13 protein-coding genes are annotated in these 18,216 nt (G+C 41.5%); 2 read left to right on the top strand and 11 right to left on the bottom strand.

What is annotated here, in order from left to right; translation table 11 throughout:
- Positions 1 to 6 precede the first annotated feature (6 nt).
- The 10 genes from araD to GRQ40_RS07935 form a co-directional block, all read right to left on the bottom strand.
- Complete coding sequence (gene araD, locus GRQ40_RS07980) at positions 7 to 693, bottom strand: L-ribulose-5-phosphate 4-epimerase (RefSeq protein ID WP_066147597.1); 687 nt, start codon at positions 691 to 693, stop codon at positions 7 to 9.
- A 93-nt stretch (positions 694 to 786) separates the two neighbouring features.
- Positions 787 to 1,881, bottom strand: coding sequence for a GntR family transcriptional regulator (locus GRQ40_RS07975; RefSeq protein ID WP_080861736.1), 1,095 nt, complete (start codon positions 1,879 to 1,881; stop codon positions 787 to 789).
- A gap of 218 nt (positions 1,882 to 2,099) precedes the next feature.
- The gene (gene mmsB, locus GRQ40_RS07970) at positions 2,100 to 3,320 is read right to left on the bottom strand and encodes a multiple monosaccharide ABC transporter permease (protein WP_080861734.1); all 1,221 of its coding nucleotides are present in this window, start codon (positions 3,318 to 3,320) and stop codon (positions 2,100 to 2,102) included.
- 5 nt (positions 3,321 to 3,325) lie between these two features.
- On the bottom strand, positions 3,326 to 4,861 hold the full coding sequence (gene mmsA / locus GRQ40_RS07965; RefSeq protein ID WP_159719699.1) for a multiple monosaccharide ABC transporter ATP-binding protein: 1,536 nt from the start codon (positions 4,859 to 4,861) through the stop codon (positions 3,326 to 3,328).
- A 72-nt stretch (positions 4,862 to 4,933) separates the two neighbouring features.
- Complete coding sequence (gene chvE / locus GRQ40_RS07960) at positions 4,934 to 6,010, bottom strand: multiple monosaccharide ABC transporter substrate-binding protein (RefSeq protein ID WP_159719698.1); 1,077 nt, start codon at positions 6,008 to 6,010, stop codon at positions 4,934 to 4,936.
- 183 nt (positions 6,011 to 6,193) lie between these two features.
- Positions 6,194 to 7,417, bottom strand: coding sequence for a response regulator transcription factor (locus GRQ40_RS07955; RefSeq protein WP_159719697.1), 1,224 nt, complete (start codon positions 7,415 to 7,417; stop codon positions 6,194 to 6,196).
- Between the two features lie 12 nt (positions 7,418 to 7,429).
- The gene (locus GRQ40_RS07950; protein WP_159720807.1) at positions 7,430 to 9,229 is read right to left on the bottom strand and encodes a cache domain-containing sensor histidine kinase; all 1,800 of its coding nucleotides are present in this window, start codon (positions 9,227 to 9,229) and stop codon (positions 7,430 to 7,432) included.
- Positions 9,230 to 9,275: 46 nt separating this feature from the next.
- Positions 9,276 to 10,280 (bottom strand): substrate-binding domain-containing protein, encoded by a 1,005-nt coding sequence (locus tag GRQ40_RS07945; RefSeq protein ID WP_044745421.1) that lies wholly within the window; start codon positions 10,278 to 10,280, stop codon positions 9,276 to 9,278.
- 1,039 nt (positions 10,281 to 11,319) lie between these two features.
- Positions 11,320 to 12,198: an AraC family transcriptional regulator gene (locus GRQ40_RS07940; protein ID WP_044745422.1), complete on the bottom strand. Its 879-nt coding sequence runs from the start codon at positions 12,196 to 12,198 to the stop codon at positions 11,320 to 11,322.
- Positions 12,199 to 12,489: 291 nt separating this feature from the next.
- The gene (locus tag GRQ40_RS07935; protein ID WP_159719696.1) at positions 12,490 to 13,929 is read right to left on the bottom strand and encodes an aldehyde dehydrogenase family protein; all 1,440 of its coding nucleotides are present in this window, start codon (positions 13,927 to 13,929) and stop codon (positions 12,490 to 12,492) included.
- Between the two features lie 350 nt (positions 13,930 to 14,279).
- On the opposite strand from GRQ40_RS07935, the gene GRQ40_RS07930 reads away from it, so the two are divergent.
- Entirely contained in the window at positions 14,280 to 15,584 is a 1,305-nt protein-coding gene (locus GRQ40_RS07930) for a globin-coupled sensor protein (protein WP_159719695.1), read from the top strand.
- A gap of 102 nt (positions 15,585 to 15,686) precedes the next feature.
- Here GRQ40_RS07930 and GRQ40_RS07925 read toward each other — a convergent pair whose 3' ends face one another.
- The gene (locus GRQ40_RS07925; protein WP_159719694.1) at positions 15,687 to 17,069 is read right to left on the bottom strand and encodes a methyl-accepting chemotaxis protein; all 1,383 of its coding nucleotides are present in this window, start codon (positions 17,067 to 17,069) and stop codon (positions 15,687 to 15,689) included.
- A gap of 247 nt (positions 17,070 to 17,316) precedes the next feature.
- Here GRQ40_RS07925 and GRQ40_RS07920 point away from each other — a divergent pair, with 247 nt between their 5' ends.
- Positions 17,317 to 17,652 (top strand): hypothetical protein, encoded by a 336-nt coding sequence (locus GRQ40_RS07920; RefSeq protein WP_159719693.1) that lies wholly within the window; start codon positions 17,317 to 17,319, stop codon positions 17,650 to 17,652.
- Positions 17,653 to 18,216: the final 564 nt, after the last annotated feature.

The following is an 18,216-nucleotide window of genomic DNA, read 5'->3' as shown; positions in this document are numbered from 1 at the left end:
CCTCCGTCATTGCCCATAGTAAGCGTTTACTCCATGCTTCCGAAGATAATGCTGATCTAATAAAGATTGATCTATTGTCTGGACATTTGGATTCAGCTGATATGTTCTCGCTGCCATTTTTGCTACTTCTTCAAGAACGACGGCATGATAAACGGCCTGATTAGGATCTTTCCCCCAAGTAAAGGGACCATGGCCATGAACGAGCACTCCAGGTACTTGCATCGGATCAAGAGAATGGAACGTCTCCACAATGAGGTTTCCCGTCTCTAGTTCATACGCTCCTTTAATTTCCGCTTGCGTCATTTTTCTCGTGCAAGGAATTTCTCCGTAAAAATAGTCGGCATGTGTCGTTCCTAACGCCGGAATCCCTTTTCCAGCCTGTGCCCAGATCGTCGCCCAAGGAGAGTGCGTATGGACAATGCCGCCAACCTGAGGAAACGCTTTGTATAAGACTAAATGCGTAGGAGTATCAGATGAAGGCTTTAAGTTCCCTTCGACAACCTTTCCTTCTAAATCAACAACAACCATATCCTCTTTTGTCATTTTTTCATAAGCGATACCGCTTGGCTTAATGACCACAAGACCTTGCTCACGGTCAATGCCGCTGACATTTCCCCATGTAAACGTGACCAATTTCTGTTTGGGAAGCTGTAAATTCGCTTCCCAAACAAGCTGTTTTAACTCGTCAATCATCTCCCCCACTCCCTAATAAAAATGATGTCACCTCCATTATAATTTTGTACGTACAATTTTTCTATAGTTTTTTGAAAATTTTATTCAAATATTTTAAACTCTTTTCGTCGAATCACGAATAATCAGTTCAGGCTGGTATACAATATCCTCTACTTCTTCATGTTGCTTTTCAATCATTTTCACGAGCATTTCAGCTGCCCTCACCCCCATGTCCACTTTTGGATGGCGAATGGTGGTCAACTTCACTTCTGTCGCTGTAGCAAATGTCGAATCATCAAAACCAACGATGGAAATGTCGTTAGGGACACTGAGCCCTTGCTGCCGAATGACATCTAATAGTTTGACCGCCAGTTCATCATTGTAGCACACAAACGCAGTTGGCCTTGCTTCTTTAGGCTGCTGCAAAAAAAGGCGTGCTGCTTCTAATGGCTTCGTGTCTCTTTCCTCTGTCATATAAGAGATAAGATGGCCTGTCGTCAGCGGCATGCCATGCTCTTGATGTGCTTGAATAAAGCCTTTGAGTCGATTGACACCTTGCAAATCATCCGTTTTGAAAAACCCCGCAATCCGTCGATGCCCAAGCTGGATTAAGTGATCGGTAAGCAAATAACCACCACGCGCATCATCCATTTTTATGTACGGACAATTCATTTCCAAATATCGCTCGTTAATCATCACGTAAGGAATGTGCAGATTGTTAAGCACTAAATAATAGTTTAAATTAGGGTTCCCTTGGGCGCTTTTTGTCGGTTCGATGATGAGGCCACTTAGCGGCTGCTGAATCATCGCCTCTAAATGTTCCCGTTCCTTATCCTTATTATTGCCTGTGCTGGCTAAAAGCAGCCGATAGCCTTTTTCATAAAGGGCTTCCTCCGCTCCTCGAACAATGTGGGGGAAAATATAATCAGAAATATACGTCGTTAAGATCGCTACCGTTTTGGTGGTTTCTTGTTTTCCTATTGATTTGGGCTTAGAAACAAACGTTCCGCTTCCTTGGATTTTATATAGCCATCCTTCATGTTCAAGTTCCCCCAACGCCTGGCGAACGGTATGGCGGCTTAACTGAAATTGGGTTACAATTTCATATTCTGTCGGTATTTTTTCATCCGGTTTTAATTTCCCTGACTTTATCCAAGATAAAATTTCATTTTTTAACTGCAAATACTTTGGTATATTTTTATCCTTCATATGTTCACCGCCTTATGACCAAATATCGATTTGCAAATGGGCTCATTCACTATCCAGATTGTCTTGCTTAGTTTCAGCATTCCGTTTCATTTTGCAACGGTCGAAGCATCGGCACCATCTATCATTCATTATAACAGTTTTTATTTGTACGTATATATAACATGGCATTTTTTTCATAATAAAAGAGGGGGCTCCCCCTCTCTTTCACACACTTGTCCCTAAGCTGATTTGTTTTTATTATAAATATCGAAAGCGACAGCCGCGAGCAGCACAAGTCCTTTAATCGCTTGCTGCCAATCAATTCCTAATCCAAGCAGCGACATCCCATTGTTCATGACGCCCATTACCAAACCACCGATAATCGCTCCGCTTACACTTCCGATTCCCCCGTATGCCGATGCTCCGCCAATAAAACAAGCAGCAATGGCATCTAGTTCAAATAAATTCCCAGCTTTCGGAGTGGCTGCGTTTAAACGGGCAGCAAAAATTAATCCGGATAATGCGGCTAAAACTCCCATATTGACAAATACCCAAAAAGTGACTCTTTTCGTCTTTACACCTGACAGCTGTGCCGCCTTCTCATTGCCGCCGATGGCATATATATGACGGCCAGCAATGGTCTTGTTCGCAACGAAGGAATAGACAGTAATCAAAACGGCTAAAATTAGCAAAATATTAGGAATTCCCTCATAGGTGGCTAGCACGTAAGCAAAAAGATTAATAACCGCCAGCACCCCAATTAACTTCGCGATAAACACAGCTTGATGTCCTACTTCAAATCCGTATTTCTTCTGCTCGTTTCTTTTTCTTATTTCAAGCCATAAAAATAGCAGGGACAATAGAGCGGCCAGCACCATTGTGAAAATATGAAGGCTGTCTCCATGAAATACGTCTGGAATAAAGCCAGAGCTTATATTCTGAAACGATTTTGGAAACGGGGCAATGGACTGTCCTTCTAAAATAACCATCGTCAATCCCCTAAATAATAGCATGCCCGCAAGCGTAACAATAAAAGCAGGAATTCTCACATAGGCGATCCAAAAGCCTTGCCACGCTCCAATCAATGCTCCCAGCAGCAAACAAACCAGCACCGTCGCCGTCATGGAAACATGATGTTCAACCATTAAAATGCCAGCTAAAGCCCCTACAAAAGCTGCTACCGAGCCAACGGATAAATCAATGTGTCCGGTAATAATGACAAGCATCATGCCGATGGCTAAGATGAGAATATAGCTATTTTGGAGAATTAAGTTGGTTACGTTTAAAGGACGCAATAAAATACCGTCTGTTAAAATTTGAAATAAACCGATAATAAGTACAAGTGCTACGACCATGCTGTAGCTGCGAATATGATTTTTGATTGTTTGTGCAAACAGCCTTGTTTTGCTTTCATTTGCGGCTGAATGATGTGAAGACATTTTTTGTGTTGGTACTTGCATGATGTCTACCCCCTTATCCTTGTTTTTGTCATGAGTTTCATCAAGCCTTCCTGTGTCGCCTTATATCGATCTACTTCCCCGGTTATTCTTCCTTCACTCATCGCATAGATTCGATCACACATGCCAAGAAGCTCTGGCAGCTCCGATGAGATCATTAAGATCCCCTTTCCTTCTTGAGCCAGCTGGTTCATGATCGTATAAATCTCATATTTCGCTCCAATATCAATCCCGCGTGTCGGCTCATCTAAAATCAAAATGTCCGGTTCCGCATACATCCATTTTCCTAATACAATCTTTTGTTGATTTCCGCCGCTTAGCTTTTCCGCTTTTTGAAAAACACTCGGTGTTTTAATTTTCAATCTGTTTCGGAACTTTTCAGATTCGATGATTTCCAGATTCTCATTGACAATAAACCACTTCGCGATTTTATTTAGACGAGACAAGGTCATATTTTTACGAATATCCTCCATTAAAATCAGACCGTTTCCTTTCCGATCCTCTGTTACATAAGCAATGCCCTGCTCAATGGCCTTGCTAACATTCCGAACATCAATTTCCACGCCATTTTTAAAAATTTGTCCGCTAATTTTTTTTCCATAAGATCGCCCAAAAAGACTCATTGCGAGTTCGGTTCTCCCTGATCCCATCAAACCAGCAATGCCGACAATTTCTCCTTTACGGATATATAAATGAACATCATCAATTACTTTTCGTTCATGCTGAAAAGGATGATAAACGTTCCAATTTTTCACTTCAAATATGACTTCGCCAATTTTTGATTCCCGTTTGGGATAACGGGCTGTTAAGTCCCTTCCAACCATTCCTTTAATAATCCGATCTTCTGTCACATGATCTTTCTTCATATCTAGCGTTTCGATCGTTTTTCCATCCCGCAAAATCGTAATGGAGTCAGCAACACGTGCGACTTCGTTTAGCTTATGAGAAATAATAATCGCGGATACTCCTTGCTTTTTCAATTCTAATAAGAGATTTAACAAGTTCTCGCTATCAGCCTCATTTAAGGCAGCAGTTGGTTCGTCTAAAATGAGCAATTTCACTTTCTTTGCTAACGCCTTAGCAATTTCCACAAGCTGCTGCTTCCCCACTCCGAGAGTCCCCACTAACGTATGAGGCGATTCATCTAATCCGACTTTACTGAGCAATTCTTTCGTTTTAGCAACCGTTTCATTCCAGTTGATGATCCCTCTTTTTGCCTGCTCATTTCCTAAAAAAATATTCTCTGCAATTGATAAGTACGGAATTAAGGCCAATTCCTGATGAATAATCACAATTCCTAGCTGCTCACTCTGCTTAATATCTTTAAACTTGCATACCTCTCCCTTAAATAAAATCTCTCCATCATACGTTCCGTACGAGTAGACGCCGCTTAACACTTTCATCAACGTTGATTTTCCTGCCCCATTCTCCCCGCAAAGCGCGTGAATTTCACCTTCCCGTACTTTTAAATTCACATTATCAAGCGCTTTCACCCCAGGGAATTCCTTTATAATCCCCCTCATTTCTAAAATAAACTCGGACATATGTCTTCCTCCTTGCGAGAGAGTACGGATATAAGGGGGATCAATGCCCTTGTATCCGCCTTTCTCTTCGATCTATTTCTCTAAGTCTTCTTTTTTGTAATAGCCGCTGTCCACCAATACTTTTTCGTAGTTAGATTGATCCACCGAAACAGGCTCAAGCAAATAGGATGGTACTATCTTTACCCCATTGTTATATGTTTTTGTATCGTTAACCTCTGGTTTTTTTCCTTTTAATACAGCATCCGCCATTTCAACAGCTTTTTTCGCTAGTTCACGTGTATCTTTAAATACTGTTTGCGTTTGCTCACCAGCGATGATCGATTTCACCGACGCCAATTCGGCATCTTGTCCAGTTATAACAGGCATCGGCTTGCTGGTTGTGCCATAGCCAACTCCTTTCAGCGATGAAATGATACCGATGCTAATGCCATCATAAGGTGACAAAACAGCATCCACTTTTTCATTCGTATAATGGGCACTTAGCAAATTGTCCATTCTTGCTTGCGCAGTTGCTCCATCCCATCGTAACGTGGCTGCTTGATCAAATTTTGTTTGACCGCTGCGAACCACCAATTTTCCGGAATCAATATAAGGCTTTAATACAGACATCGCCCCATCAAAAAAGAAATAGGCATTATTATCGTCAGGCGAGCCCGCAAACAGTTCAATGTTAAATGGACCTTTCCCTTCCTTCAATCCTAGTTTTTGTTCGATATATGTCCCTTGCAATACTCCAACTTTAAAGTTGTCAAATGTCGCATAGTAATCGACATATTTGCTGTTTTTAATCAGACGATCGTAAGAGATGACTTTAATTCCTTGTTTATGCGCCTTTTCAAGAACATCCGTCAATGCCTCGCCATCAATCGGAGCAATAACTAAAACATTGACTCCTTTTGTAATCATGTTTTCAATTTGCGATACTTGGTTTTCAACGACATCTTCGGCATATTGTAAATCGGTTTTATAACCAAGCTTTCGAAATTCTTTTTCCATATTTTTCCCGTCACTAATCCATCTTTCCGATGATTTCGTCGGCATTGAGATGCCTACAAATCCTGCTTTGCCATCACCTGCTCCGCTTCCACTACATGCAGTTAACGCAAAGGTAAACATAAATAAAATCATGAATGACAACCAGTTTTTCATAGCTTTTTTCCCCTTTTATAAAGTGATTGAATAATTACCTAAAATATAGCACCAAGATAACTTTCAGTCTTTTCAATAAAATAACTATTTTTATAAAAATTTGACTTGCTTAAAGCGCTTTCAAAAAAAAAAGAAGAGCTATCAATAGCTCTCACTTAATCAATGGAAAATTACGCGGATCCCTTATAGTAAATTTTCGTGAATTTCTTTAAAAAGGAAGGCTCCCTTACGATATTGATTTGGAGGGATTCCAACGGTTTTTTTGAAAGCTGTGCTAAAATAATGCTGTGTTTCATATCCTACTTGTTCGGAAATTTCATAAATAGGAAGTTTGGTAGAAGTCAATAACTGAATAGCCTTTTTCATTCGGGCTTCTGTTACTAAATTAACAAATGATACTCCAAGCTCTTGTTTCATCATGCGGCTTAAATAAACAGGAGACACGTTTAAAAATTGAGCAACAGATTCTAATGTTAGCTTTGGATTCGAAAAATGCTCTTGAATATATTGTTTGGCGCGGCGCACGATCGGAGAAATATTCGTTTCTTTATAAATTAGTTCTTTACAATGCTGATAGGCCTCAGCTACCTTTCTCATCCCTCCCTCGATGCTTTGTATGTAAACGTTAGTCTGTACATTCAAATATTGTTTCAGTGTTTTTTCAATGGTTCGGATCATCCCTTCATCAATTTGCCCCCAAATACAAGCGACGATAAATCCAGCAGTATCTCGAAACATTACATGACAATCAGTAGACAGCAATTCAGACGCAATGTTTTCGATTGCAAAAAAGAGCAGCTGCTTATCCCGGTCATTGAGCAATGGCTGATGATTAAAAAAATCTTGCCAATAAATCATTGCTAATTGATTCGGGGCAGATGAAGGAAGCTGGAAAAAGGAAAGTTGCGCCATAATTTCTTTCTCTGTCAGCTCGCCATGGATCCATTTTAAACAAAATTGTTGCCGGATGAGCGAAAAGTTTTTTTGAACCTGCTCCGACAGCATCCTGATGTATTCGTTTTGCTTGAACCCTTGTTCCAGCGCTTGTTTTATTTTCATTACGACCTCTCGCAAATGCTGAGGATGAGTCGGCTTCAATATATAATCGTCAACCTGCAAACGAATCGCTTCTTGTGCATAAGTAAATTCATCGTATCCGGTAATAACCACCATTCTGCATGCAGGCAGTTTTTCACGAATCTGCCTCATTAATGTAATGCCATCCATCATTGGCATATTCAAATCAACAAAAAGAACGTGAATCTCATGATATACAGCCAGTTCTAACGCTTCTTCTCCATCCTCAGCTTCCGCGATTATCTCCATGTCAAATTCTCTCCAATTGATTGCCTCTCGTATTCCTTCGCGAATAATCGGTTCATCATCAGCAATTAACACCTTCCACATCTCTCTTTCCTCCTACATCGCTTGTCTAACAATTGGATGGATCATCGTCACGGTCGTTCCTTTTCCTTCTTCACTGTCGATCCATAAACCGTAAGTACTCCCAAAGGTTAATTGCATTCGCGCTTGCACATTCAACATTCCATATCCCTGCACCTTTCCTATCTCCTTTTCTTTGTCACGAGCCGTAAAATCAACCGTTAAGTCTTCACGCAAAGATGACAATAATTCTTTTGACATTCCGACACCATCATCATGAATGCGAATGATCAGCTTTCCATCCTGTTCCTCAGCTTGAATCAAAATATGGCCAGGTCCTCTCCGCTGCTTGATACCGTGATAAATCGCATTTTCTACTATCGGCTGCAAGACAAGCTTTAAAATATATAAATCTTGAACGTTAGAAGCGATGTCAAATGTATAGTTCAACTTGTCTCGATATCTCGTTTTTTGAATGCTTAAATAGCTTTGAATATGTTCCATTTCTTCCGCAAATGAAATGATATCCCTTCCTTTGCTTAATCCGATGCGAAATAGCTTTGACAACGCTTCCACTACTTGGGCTACATCCTCCGCTCCTCTTTTTCTAGCCAGCCAATGAATCGTATCTAACGTATTGTAAAGAAAATGAGGTTTAATATGCGCCTGCAAGCTCCGAAGCTCCGCTTCCCATCTTTGTCGTTCCTTCCACTCTACAAGAGAAATGAATTTTTGGATTTGATCGAGCATTCGATTAAAACTTCTTCCTAACATACCGATTTCATCTGCACGAACACTGTGATAGCGGCTCGTTAAATCGCCTCCCTCTACTTTTTTCATAAATGAGATCAATTGTCTGATCGGTCGTGATAGCGAATGAGCCAAATAGTAAGAAGCGCCGATACCAATAAGACAGACCAAAAATACAAAACAAGTGACATAAAAACGGATTTCCATGATTTCTAACGCTGATTCTTGATTGGAGAAGACCCCAATCGTTGTCCAGCTTGTAAACGGTGAACGCTGATAAATAAATTGCAAATATTGTCCATCTACCTTCTTGCTAAATGTTCCGGAATCCCGATTGCCAAGCCATTGAGCCGGGATATTCGCGATAAGCGGATGGGCAGGTGAATAAATATTTTCGCCGCGATGATCGATAACCATTAAGTATCCTGATTTTCCTAAACGAACACTTTTCACGGCTTCCGCAATAACACGCAGCTTTAGGTCGATTAAAATCACTCCTTCTACCTGCTGAGTTTCTGGATTTAAAACGGCTCTAACAACTGACACCACTTCCTCTCGTTTATAATTCGTGTGTGTTGTTACATTACGTTTCTCCGGGTGGCCAATAATTTTAAAAATGCCTTTATTTTGTACAGCCTCCTGATACCATCCTTCCTCTGTGAGCGGCTTAGCTGAACGGGTATACATTTCGTTGCTGATATACTCTCCTTTATGATTAGCAACAAGAATACCCGCAACTTCAGGATACAATGTTGTTAATCCGCGCAGAAATTGATGAATTCGATATTCATCGCTCGTTTCACCAATTCCTTGCATCCTCTCGTTTCCTTCTAAAAACTTTTTTATTTCTGGATTAAATGCTGTTAAATAGGTAATATTTTGCATATTATTCAAGTAAAACTCGAGCGTTCGATTCACTTGGTTAATCACTTGAAGTGTATTTTGATTAATTTGCCGATCAATAATCCGATCAACTGTCCAACCTGTTACGCTCCCAAGTCCGATGGAGGGAAAAATGATAATGAATAAAAAAAGGAAAATCAGCTTATAGCGAATAGGTACATTATTAATCTGAAAATATTTCATTTGCTTCAATCCTGATCCCTCATTTCTAGCATCCGCATTCTTTCCCTTATTTCGCATAAAAGCTATCCACGTTTTCTTTCGTTACAACTGTAATTCCAGTGTCCATATACGCAGGCAATAAAGGATAGCCAGATGGCAAAGAAGGAGTTAAGCGATGGTGAAGGTGAAATAAAAATTGCAATGACCAATATCCCATATTCCATGTTCCTTGAGCCAATGTGGCTTCTATCATTCCTTGTTTCACCATATCCAATGTTCGTTTATCGGTATCAAAGCTAATAATTTTTACTTTCTTCGCTGTTGCAAACGATGCAACGGCTTCACCCACTCCGACTCCTCCATTGGCCTCGGTAACAAAAATACCTGATAGCTCTGGATATTGTTTTAACAGCTCTAGAGCGGCTTGCTTCGAGGCAAGGGCATCTCCTTTCCCATCCTTTACTGTTACGACTTCCATTTCCGGATATTCTTTATCAATCGTTTCAATAAACCCTTTTGTCCTTTGTTGGTGATTTAACTGATTGGGAAGCGTAATAACCGCTACTTTCCCTTTTTTTCCTAACAGCTCTGCCATTTTATGCGCCGCTGTCACTCCGGCATTATAATTATTCGTTCCTAGGAATGAAAACGCTTTACTAGAAAGAGCATCGGAATCGAATAATACAACTGGAATTCCCTGTTCCACAGCTTTATTAATCGTTCCAGTCAGTTTATTTGGATCTATTGCAGAAATCGCAATGCCAGCTGGTTTTTTGGCAATTACTTGCTCAAGCACCGTCACCTGTTCATTTACGTCATATTGTGTCGCCCCCCGATACTCTACTGAAACATTGAGTGCTTGAGCCGCATCCTCAAATCCCTTTAAACAATTTTTCCAATAGTCAATTCCAGATAAAAAAGTGACCATTACATACGTCTCCTCGATTTTTCCTTGTAAAGTTTGCTCTTCTTGATTAACAGTCCGAATACGGGAAGCTTGCAAATGATAGTTATATACATAAATGAGAAAGACACCGATTAAAAAAACATAAACCAATAACAATTTTTTCATGGCAATCCCCCTGTCTATTGTCACCATAGGATGTTAAAACATGATACAACTTGATTCGTTCCACCCTTTTTCTAAAATTGGATCAGGGTCTAAAAGATAGAAAAAATCCACTTTGAAAATCCAACAGTCGAAAAAAAGATTCTGCCGATTCGAATCGGCTAGAAGTCTAACCTTCTCATTACCCGTGATGCTAGTCGAGCATCAAATGCAACTATACAGATCTAGATTGATGCATGAACACTTGTCCCTCAGCGTGATCAATCCCCCCTTTTCACGTGAGCTTTTAATTCTGATCTCTGGAATCCCTCCTCATATCGTTCAAATTGAAAAATCCAGATAAGTAAGGCGTTTCAATAAGGCAAAAGAACCGTTTGAAACGCTTTATAGTTGAAATTCCAAAAATATATGTATAGATTAGGAAACTTTCGGTATATTTATATGGTCACAGGCTTTTATAAATGTAGCGATCAGGCGCTAAATAAATCCAAAGCAAAAATATGGTTTCGCATTCGCTTTAATTTGTACGTATCAATAAACAAAATAGAAAATTCGTCCATTTCCGTCTCCTTATAAAACATAAAATCTACATATTTTTTGTTCGTACAATTTTATTGTACCATGAATAGATAATAGTTAACTATTGAATTTCAAATCGTTTACGATGTAGCTTTAGGAAGAAACGTGAAGAATCCTTTTGATTTGGAGGGAGCCATCTCTCAAGCAAACATATTCCGAATCAAAAAAATGAGCTGTTTAGGACAGCTCATTTTTTACATACAACTTACCGATGGCCCAGGCGACGAAATAAAGAGAAATTTGTGGATTTTCCTTCATCATGAAAACGAGTGGTAAAGGTTCGAATGCGTTGCTTTTCCACCGTATTGATGAGGACGTTGTTCCGGCAGACGCCTGATTAAACTCCCAACGTTAACCTCAAAGCTCTGGAAATACTTTCGCTCATCAATAAAGAAAGCTGACACATTCAACGGTGATAAATTTTCCTCATGAAAATTTATCACCGTTTATTCCCTCACTTCAATTATATGGATTTTTTTGAGATGGGAATCCATATTTCGCTCTTGAAAGTGGGCGAGTGGATATTTTTATTCTCATTCCACAAAATTTCCGGCCCCTCAGCCGCTTCATAATGGGTTGAAGGAAACCATTCAGAATAAATACGTCCCCATCCTTCTTGCAATGCTTGGGGAAAGGGTCCCACTACTTCAAATACAGCCCATGTCGAGGCAGAAACCTCAAGCTTCGTTAGATGATCTGGGCATTCTTTCGTTGTCGCCACGCCAATATAATGGTCCAATTCTCCCTTCTCTTCCATTCTTCCCTCAGAAAAGTTCACAGAGGCGCTAAGCAGCCCTAAAGGTTCCACATTTGAAAGCCGCTTCAACTCATTGATTGTGTCATCATCTAAGCTTTTCCACATGGAGGCAATCTCCGGATTGACTCCATGAAAAATCAGCGGAACTCGTCTCATGATGCCAACGATGCGAAACGGTCCTTTTTCTTCAATGCGATAGTTCATTTCATTTCCTCCTCTTACAGATAACTGGAAGGTCATGGACGGATAAGCTTTCAATGAACAGCCGCCATTCCTAGCTTCCGATGGTGTGATCCCATGCAGCCCTTGAAATGCTCGGGCAAATGAATCCGGGGAGCTGTATCCATATTTCAGGGCTATATCAATAATCTTTGCCTTGCTCTCCTTGAGCTCCAAAGCGGCAAGCGTCAGACGTCGGCGCCGGATATATTCGGATAACGGAATCCCCGAAAGAAAAGAAAACATCCTTTTGAAATGGTATTCTGAGCAAAGTGCCAGCTTTGCTGCTTCTTTAAAATCAATTTCTGCCGTCAAATTGGCTTCAATGTACTTCATCGCTTCGTTCATATTCTTAAGCAAATCCATCTTGATGACCTCCTTGCCCATAGAATAACAGGAATGAAGGAACGCCGCCCGACATTTCGTGCCCAATCATGCAGGGAGCTTCCCGGATGGATCCATTGTCCCCTTTTCGCCGCAGACACGGCTGATCATGTTCAGAGCCGCCAAAATCGATCGAGCTTCGCTGCTTTTTTCCCATGTTTATAATATGGGAGCCAATACAAGCATTCATTCAAACCTGCTATCAAGCAAGCTGTCCTACCGCTTTTTAAGCAAAAAAACTGTGCCGTCTAAAAGAAACGGCACGGTTGCTCCTTACTGATTGCGATTGAAAATCACAAGTTTTAACTCTGTCATTTCTTCGATTGCATAGCGGATGCCTTCACGGCCAAATCCGCTTTCCTTGACGCCTCCATATGGCATATGATCCACCCGGAACGTCGGAATATCATTGACAAGCACTCCGCCGACATGCAGCTTTTCTGCTGCTTTCCACGCGACATGGACATTATCTGTATAGATGCCGGCTTGCAAACCGTAACGTGAATCATTGACCAATTCAATCGCTTCATCAATAGATGAAACTTTATTAATCAAAACAATCGGAGCAAACACTTCATAGCACGATACTTTCAACGTAGGCGCTGCATTTAAAATGACCGTCGGCAGCAAAATGTTTCCTTGCCGCTCTCCGCCGATTGCTACTGTCGCACCGCTTTGTTTCGCTTCTTCAATCCACTGCAATGACCGCTCGACATCTTGAGGTGTAATCAGTGCTGAGACATCTGTACTAGCATCAAGCGGATCGCCGATTTTTAACTGCTGAGCAGCTGCAATAAATTTTTCTACAAATTCGTCATATCGTTTTTCATGAACATAGATGCGCTGAAGGGAAATACACACTTGTCCTTGGAAAGAGAAAGCCCCAAAGACACAGCGCGGGATCATCCGGTCGATGTCTGTTTGCTCATCGACAATGACGGCCGAATTCGATCCAAGCTCCAGCGTCACACGCTTAAGCCCGGCTTTATTGCGAATGCCAATCCCTACCTCTGGGCTTCCCGTAAATGTCACCATACTGACGCGCGGATCCGTGACGATCTGATCGCCTACAGTTCGGCCGCTTCCCGTTACTACATTGAGCGCTCCTTTTGGCAGTCCCGCAGCTTCAAACAGCTCAGCAATCAAATAGGACGAAAGCGGAGTTTGGCTTGCCGGCTTTAATACGACCGTATTTCCGGAGGCAAAGGCCGGTCCGAGCTTGTGCGCAACAAGATTCATTGGGAAGTTAAAAGGAGTGATCGCCCCGATGACTCCAATCGGTTCTCTCGTCGTAAATGCGATTCGGTTTTCCCCACCCGGCGCCGCATCTAACGGAATGGTTTCACCATGAATACGCTTCGCTTCCTCCGCAGCAAATTTATAGGTTTGAATGGTGCGGGCCACTTCCGCTTTTGCCGTTGTCAGCGGCTTCGCAGCTTCTGTGGCGATGATTCGCGCCGCCTCCTCTGAACGCTCCTGTAAAAGTGACGCCACCTTTTCTAAAATAGCCGCTCGTTGGTAAGCTGGCATTGGCTTCATTTTTCCCCGCGCTTCATATGCAGCCGCAATCGCTAAACGAACCTCCTCCTCCGTCGCAGCTGGAATTTCGGCAAGCGCCTCGCCAGAATAAGGAGACCGCAATGTCGTATACGCTCTTGCTTCCACCCACTCTCCATCAATATATAGCTTCTTTTTTTCAAAAGTCGTTTTCATCGTACTCCCACCCTTTCCGTTCTCCTCAATAGCCATAACATGCTAACACAACCACCATTATCTTTATTCGTCTTTTGACGGAAAAGTCCTGCTGTTGATGATTCTCCACTTCTAAAGATATAGGCAATTTTTAACCTCACATTTTCTCTTTCATCTTTTTATTCACTATTTTCAATAGGTGTTGTACAATTACAATCGAAATAAGTAAACGTTTACTTCTCAAACATCCATTCACCAATCATTGAATTCACCGTCAGGAAGTCCGGTTTGCTTATTCCTTTCGAATCATGTTTTATAGCATATTTATACTATTTTTACATTTATTATAGTTACAAAGGGAGCGAGCACACATGAGTTTTTCAATTTTTATGAGAAAAAAGGAGCAGCCCGCCAGCACAATCCATATCAATCCAAACGTTCCAACTAGACTGATCCGTCTTCAGAATCCTTCCATTAACAAGCAAATCGAAATGATTGAGCTAACCGAACGGGATCTGGCCATACTTCAAGCGTTAAAGCCGTTTATTGAAGAAAAAATCGATACCATTGTCACCCGCTTCTATGATGTGCTTCAAACAGAGCCTTCACTGCTCGCTATTATTCAACAGCACAGCTCTGTTGAACAATTAAAACAAACGTTAAAGGTCCATGTCATTGAAATGTTCAGCGGAAGAATTGATGATGAGTTCATCGCGAAACGCAGGCGCATTGCGATCGCCCATTTGCGCATCCAGCTTCTCCCAAAATGGTATATGTGCGCCTTTCAGCAATTGCTGTTGGCTCTATTAGACGTCATTTTTCCTCATATTTCTGAGCCGCATGCGCTAATGGAGGCCACTAAATCGATGACCAAAGTACTAAGCCTTGAACAGCAAATTGTGTTAGAGGAATATGAAAAAGCAAACGAAAGAAACCGGATGCAAATGGAGCAAATAAAAAATGAAATGAAAGAACAGCTTAAAGCGATGGTTCAAGAGCTTTCCACTGTATCAAGCGAAGTCAGCTCCTCGGCTAATGGATTAACAACTCAAGCCAAGGATATTTTGCACTTTGCTAAAGAAGCCGTTCAAATTGCGGATACGAGCGAACAACAATCGGTCAAAGGCCAAGAAAAACTACAGCGCCAGCAATCAACGATTCGTAATTTTCAACAGATGATGAAAAAAATTCAGACGGAAGTACATAGCCTCCAACAATCAGCTGCGAAGATCGAAAATATCAACAGCCTTGTCACGGCCATCGCCGACCAAACCAATATGCTCTCGCTTAACGCTTCGATCGAGGCTGCCCGGGCTGGAGAGCACGGAAAAGGGTTTGCGGTCGTTGCCAACGAAGTTCGCAACCTTGCCTCGCAAACGAAACAGTCGGTTTCGAGTGTAGCGGACATTTTAAACGAGCTCAACTCAAAGGTTCATACGATCTCGCAATCATTGGATGCCATGGCTTCATTAATTGCGGAAGGTACAGATGATATGGAGAAAATCAATCAATTTTTCAATGAGTTCGGCTTGTCCTTAAAGCAAATTCGCGAACAAAATCAACGCATTGATCACGAAATGAAGCAATACGTTCATGTTGTGTCAGAAATGAGCCAAGCCATCGCCGATGTCGCTGCATCTGCTGAACAGGTGGAGAAAGTGGCCTATGATCTGTAGAGAAGCCAAATCGGTGCTACCGAAAGATATCGGTGTGCTCCGCCATCTGGCAGCCAAAGCCCCGATTACCCGAACCCTCGCTTCGAATAACGGGGCTTTTTCCTATATGACCGACACTGATAAATCCACACCTACTACACCGACAATTTGCTGCTGATGCAAAATAGGCGCAGAAATCGTCAGGCACGGCTTCTTCGTTAACGCTGAAATATAAACGTCTGAAATAAACGTGTTTCCTTTGCTTGCCTCGATAAACCAAGGACGTGCCTTCGCGTTGACAAGTCCCGCGGGAGGACTGGAATAAACGAAGGTCCCGTCTAAACGATTCGACCAGACCGCTTCAATATTAGAATGAGAGCGCAAAAATTCGTTCAAATATTTTTGGTGCTGCCGCTCGTCCAGTTTATATAATGGGCACGCCTGCAAAAACGTAAACAGCCGCTTTTTCGCTTCTTCGATCATTTGTTCATCAAGAGAAGCAATCGTTATCGCATGATCTTTTTTCATCATGCCTTGTAATTCATTGGAGGTTTGCTCTAAAGCTTCATTGATTCGCATGATTTGCTGGACATTTTGGTGCTGATGATCCATATCCTTTGCTACTGTCTGAGCATATTCTTTATTTGCTACCGACATATTGGAGATTTCATCAAGCAATAACGCGATTTCTTGAATGCTTTCCGTTTGTGCCTCTACCGCTTGTGTCGAATCCGATACCATGCCTGTAATTCCGCTTAGCTTCCCCTTAAATGCATCAAGAATGTAAAGCACATCCGTCATTTCTTTTGTGCCATGTTCAATTTGTTCCGTCTCCTTCTTCACCATGTCTGTCGACAAGGCAATTTCTTTTTGGACCAATGATAAAATTTCACGCGTTTGTTCAACCGCTTTTGATGTTTGTCCAGCTAAATTTCCGACTTCATTGGCTACTACCGAAAACCCTTTCCCATGCTCTCCTGCTCGCGCCGACTCAATGTTGGCGTTTAATGCCAAAATGCTCGTTCTTTGTGAAATAGCACCAATCGTCGCAAGAATTTGATTGATTTCCTGCGATCGAGTGACAAGGCTATCCATTTGCCGCAGCAGCATTTGGTGACTGCTCCGAAGTTCCGCCATTTCTTCCTGTAATTTTTTGAGCGACTCCCATGAATGAGCCAGCTCTTCATAAAACAATTGGCTGCTCGAATGAATTTCTTGGGAAACAGCAGAAATTTGCACAGCCGCCGTTTCGATTTTTTTTATTTTTCCCGCCACACTTAACACATCATTCACTGTTTTTTCAAGGTGCGCCGTTAATCCAACCGTGCTTTCCTTGCTTGACGAAGATGTTTCACCGAGAGAATGGGCAGCCAGCTTCATTTGTTCAATAATTCCTTTTAACTGATCAGCTGCTACTTGGATCTGTCCCATGACATGTCGATCATCCGTTTCACTGGAATGATGTAACAAATCGTTTTCTTTCAAACGCCGCTTTAATAAAAACATACAATCTCCCCTTCGATGTTATATTTTATAACAAAATTATAACATTGATTCAAAAAACAACCGAATATCTTTTTGAATATTTTTTATTTTTTCACTATCCATTTTCACTCGATGAGCCTTTCTGTCTCACTGATGATCCACTATTCTTTTCCATACATGATTTCTCTTGATTCGTACACATTAATAACTGTTTAAACCGATTCATTTAACCGTTTGTATATATTGATGAAAGAGGAGTGTAAACAAAATGAACCTGTTACGTCTATTCAATTTCGGACGTAATCGCATGATGTGGAAGCAAGCATTACGTCTGATGGGGCGGCGAAACAATCACCGCACAGCAACTTGGAGCATTCTTAGCTTCGGTTTAGGAATGGCGTTAACGGCTGTTTTGAATAGGAGAAAAGCTCGAATCTCTGCATTTTCCCTCAAACAGCCACTTCAACAAGCGATGAATAAAATGAACAGCTTAATGAACCGAAATCGAGAAATGAAACAGCCGAGCTTAGCAACGGTGGAGCTTTCACAGGAGCTTACGCAAAACCAAACGAGCACGACGCCGACAAATAACCAACCGTCTTAGCAACCCCTCTTATTCCGCGCAAAATCTCTCCTGCCTTTTATGAAAGAGGCGGGAGGTTTTTCTATACGTTATTTGATTAACCAATTTGCTTCTTAACCGTTGTGATACCTGTCAAAATAACCGTTCGATGACAGGAATATACTAAAAACAAATCCCCCGTCTTTGCATGATCTAAACTCCATCTACTCCCAGGCTTGCTGACGTTTTTCCTACTGAATTCACATGATTTTATTAAATAAAAACCTTCACAGGAATCCTTTTTGCTAATGTTTTTGCAAAATCAAATAAAAAGACTTTTCATCTCTACGGAACTCGTTAGCCAGACAGCAAAGCTCTGATAGATAAAACTTGTGATTCATCGATATTTGATATGAGCAAGGGCATGCCCCATTTTCTCCGGTCGAAAGGCACATGTACAGACTTGTGTTCTGACCATGAGTTTTTATACCTTTCTCCTATCGATTATCGCCTAAGGATAATCGATGGATCGATTGCATCGCCCACCAAGTCCAATCATAAAAAAAGAACCAATACATTGGTCCTGGTTTCCATCAGCGATTCATC

This window comes from Anoxybacillus sp. PDR2 (genome assembly GCF_009834045.1).
GTDB lineage: Bacteria > Bacillota > Bacilli > Bacillales > Anoxybacillaceae > Anoxybacteroides > Anoxybacteroides rupiense.
Note: the sequence above shows the minus strand (reverse complement) of the source record. Positions and strands in the feature narration are given on the sequence as shown.

What these genes read in the sequence shown, in the direction of transcription:
- araD (WP_066147597.1), bottom strand. Translation starts at nt 693, where the DNA reads ATGATTGACGAGTTAAAACAGCTTGTTTGGGAAGCGAATTTACAGCTT.
- GRQ40_RS07975 (WP_080861736.1), bottom strand. Translation starts at nt 1,881, where the DNA reads ATGAAGGATAAAAATATACCAAAGTATTTGCAGTTAAAAAATGAAATT.
- mmsB (WP_080861734.1), bottom strand. Translation starts at nt 3,320, where the DNA reads ATGCAAGTACCAACACAAAAAATGTCTTCACATCATTCAGCCGCAAAT.
- mmsA (WP_159719699.1), bottom strand. Translation starts at nt 4,861, where the DNA reads ATGTCCGAGTTTATTTTAGAAATGAGGGGGATTATAAAGGAATTCCCT.
- chvE (WP_159719698.1), bottom strand. Translation starts at nt 6,010, where the DNA reads ATGAAAAACTGGTTGTCATTCATGATTTTATTTATGTTTACCTTTGCG.
- GRQ40_RS07955 (WP_159719697.1), bottom strand. Translation starts at nt 7,417, where the DNA reads ATGTGGAAGGTGTTAATTGCTGATGATGAACCGATTATTCGCGAAGGA.
- GRQ40_RS07950 (WP_159720807.1), bottom strand. Translation starts at nt 9,229, where the DNA reads ATGAAATATTTTCAGATTAATAATGTACCTATTCGCTATAAGCTGATT.
- GRQ40_RS07945 (WP_044745421.1), bottom strand. Translation starts at nt 10,280, where the DNA reads ATGAAAAAATTGTTATTGGTTTATGTTTTTTTAATCGGTGTCTTTCTC.
- GRQ40_RS07940 (WP_044745422.1), bottom strand. Translation starts at nt 12,198, where the DNA reads ATGGATTTGCTTAAGAATATGAACGAAGCGATGAAGTACATTGAAGCC.
- GRQ40_RS07935 (WP_159719696.1), bottom strand. Translation starts at nt 13,929, where the DNA reads ATGAAAACGACTTTTGAAAAAAAGAAGCTATATATTGATGGAGAGTGG.
- GRQ40_RS07930 (WP_159719695.1), top strand. Translation starts at nt 14,280, where the DNA reads ATGAGTTTTTCAATTTTTATGAGAAAAAAGGAGCAGCCCGCCAGCACA.
- GRQ40_RS07925 (WP_159719694.1), bottom strand. Translation starts at nt 17,069, where the DNA reads ATGTTTTTATTAAAGCGGCGTTTGAAAGAAAACGATTTGTTACATCAT.
- GRQ40_RS07920 (WP_159719693.1), top strand. Translation starts at nt 17,317, where the DNA reads ATGAACCTGTTACGTCTATTCAATTTCGGACGTAATCGCATGATGTGG.